Source organism: Arthrobacter sp. CAN_A214 (assembly GCF_015751955.1).
GTDB lineage: Bacteria > Actinomycetota > Actinomycetes > Actinomycetales > Micrococcaceae > Arthrobacter_D.
The window spans coordinates 1-2,620 of record NZ_JADOUU010000074.1; the positions used below are offsets into that span (position 1 = coordinate 1).

Below are 2,620 nucleotides of genomic sequence, written 5' to 3' on the forward strand. Positions count from 1 at the left end.
ACACCTGCAGCAGATCCGATCTTATGAAGATGGAGTAGCCCGCCATATCAACACCCATTCGCTAAGTGTTGCAATCACCGCAAGAACCCAAGGATGGTTGAGCGCAACGGCGGATTCTTCGACGCGGATTGGGAGCACGGAGCAGACAACTCGGTAGCGGCCCTGCGCACAGCGAGGCGGGAAAGACCGCCCCAAGACAAACGCCTCACCGATCTGCTTGACGAGCTCATCACCCGAAGCGGCCGTGCCGGAATCACCCACCGAGGAACGCCTTAACTCCTGGGAAGCCTTGCGGTCCCCGATCCCGCTCCAGGACCTCCGATACGTGACAGTTGGACCACTACAATCTTCCGCTGAGCAGTGCATGCTCCTACAAGTTCTGGTGCTACTAACCTCCCGAGAGGTCGTTGCGTCCACGAATTCACCAGTAGGAGAGGGCTGAGCCCAGGTACACCTGCCATACCTGACTAATAGCTCAGCAGAAGAACCTCCGTACGAGAACCGCTGGAAGCTCCGCCGGTCATCAGAGCGCCGGTGTTCCCCAATTCTGGACGCTAGAACCGGCAGACCTCTTCCACGGTTACGACCGCTTCGTCCAATTCGGCCAGGCGCTCGGAATCCTGCTCAAGCGCCTCGGCGTCTTCCACCCGTTCTTCGAGGATCTCCGACAACACCTCAAGCTCATCCTCCAGCGGGTCCGACGCCCTTTCCGAGAGTTCGCCAAGTTGGTCGGACGCGGTCAGGAACCGCTCTTCACGCCCGGACTCGCCGCCCGTAGCAGAGAGAATGCTGTCAATCTCCGAGCAGGTGTCCTCTGAGGATAGCTGCTCGGTCAGTAAATTCTCCGTCGTCAGTGGCTGTGCGCCGCAACCAGTGAGGGCGAGAAGCAGGACAACGGCGAGCAGTGATTTCTTCAAAAGGGCCCCTTGATCAGGCAGATAGGACACCTCATCCTAACGGCGTACGAACACGGCGAGGCTCCATGCCGAACAGATGAAGGGGAACGGTGATCCTGATCGACAAAGGAAGTCGATGACCACGGACCTCATGTAGCCACTGCATCGCCGCGGGTGCTGATCACCGGCTGCGCGCTTCGTCATCACGGGAATCACACGCGCACGTCCTGGAGCTGGCGATCGAGGCCTTCGCCCGGCAACCGGACAACGAACTCCCCGCCAAGGTGCGCGTGAACCCGCCCTGCTCCCGAGTCCGTCGCCATGCACACGTGCGACGTGCATACGGCGTCCTGCCTGCCGGCGGTCTGAAAAATCGGTTCGAGAGCCCGGGAAGGGGTGGGAAGGCCCGCTCAGATGCCGGACAAATCGTCATCCAATGTTCATACGAAGAGCAGGTCAATACCCGATCAGCCGCCCATAGAATCGTGCGATCAACTATGAAAGGGGTTGGGGCCATGGCGCCTGACTTTGAAGACGGCTGGTTTCGGGCGATGCTCAAAACCGGCCTGGGACACCTCGGGTCCATTGTGTTCACCGGCTCGGGACCCGACACGCGCGTCACCTTGATTCAGCTTTCCGGCCGGAAGTTCGAGTTCGAGCAGACCGAGGCAGAAATCCACGGCGGAATCGTGATCGACGAGGAGACCCGCGCAGCCATGTGGCCCAGCTGGTCCGTTGCAGCTGCCTCGGTGGCGGTCCTTTCCATTCACGTCGAAGAAGCCCTGCGGTCCGCCGAAAGTGATGCGGACACCATTCGCCTCACCAGCGCCGGCATCGAAGCGGTGTCGACACGGCCGGCTGGTGTTGAACTGAACCTGATCTAGGAAACGGGTTTCATCTCCGCACTCAGCGCAGTATCGATTGCCGTTCTTCCGCGAGCGAGGCCGTCACCTCTTGAATAGCAGGAGCCGGTCCGATGCGGTGGGAATTGTTGTTCCGAACGAATCCCGCGTCGGCGCGTTGTGGGAGCATACCTCCGTACCGATCCGGCTCTATATGGTCTCCCTATGGCGGCACTAGGGATAGTCCAGCAGGACGGCTACCACTACCGCGCCATCCGGGTGTGGCCCCAAGGGCCGAGCCCCGACGAACTGTGGAGCGCGGGCTCTCGAGGCACAGGCTTTCAGGAGCGAACTGCGAATCGCCTTCGATCACGAGGAACCTACTGCTGAAAATACTGCTGAAAAGTCGTAGTCAAGCATCTTCCCTTGCTGCATCCCAGAAGCGGCAGGGAGTACTTGCGCGGGCGGGCTCGTCCGTTCTGCTTCATCGGTAGTCCGCAGGACATCGGCGGCTCAGCCCTGCATCATGGGGATCCAGCTCGAAATCGTCCATCGAGCGGCGGTCGGGGGTTCCTTATTGGTGAGGAGGCGCCAGTCCTTTGTCACAGCTCGGCGATCCGAGCGTCATGGTGCCCTTCCGAACACGCTCCTTACCGGCTATGGAGTAGTCACGTTCAGTCAACAGTGGCTGCGGTACTCCCGTCCCGGGACGTTACGCCGGGCCGCGGCGCCTACGCTGTGGGCGCCGCGGTTCGTGTTTCGGTGAACAGCTCGTTACTAGCGGGTAAACCAAGGTTGAACGGATAGCGTAACGGTACTAGGCTTCTATCTGCCCGAGAACGGGTTGGATGTCAAGGGTGTTCGGCGAACACGCGGGCATTC

At 60.5% G+C, this 2,620-nt stretch carries 3 protein-coding genes; 2 read left to right on the top strand and 1 reads right to left on the bottom strand.

Annotated features, from left to right (window positions below):
• The first annotated feature begins 93 nt into the window (after positions 1-93).
• Complete coding sequence (locus IWX65_RS17375) at positions 94-276, top strand: hypothetical protein (RefSeq protein WP_196884805.1); 183 nt, start codon at positions 94-96, stop codon at positions 274-276.
• 278 nt (positions 277-554) lie between these two features.
• On the opposite strand, the gene IWX65_RS17380 is transcribed toward IWX65_RS17375, so the two are convergent.
• Positions 555-917: a hypothetical protein gene (locus tag IWX65_RS17380; protein ID WP_196884806.1), complete on the bottom strand. Its 363-nt coding sequence runs from the start codon at positions 915-917 to the stop codon at positions 555-557.
• Between the two features lie 494 nt (positions 918-1,411).
• On the opposite strand from IWX65_RS17380, the gene IWX65_RS17385 reads away from it, so the two are divergent.
• Complete coding sequence (locus IWX65_RS17385; protein WP_196884807.1) at positions 1,412-1,780, top strand: hypothetical protein; 369 nt, start codon at positions 1,412-1,414, stop codon at positions 1,778-1,780.
• The last annotated feature ends 840 nt before the right edge of the window (positions 1,781-2,620 follow it).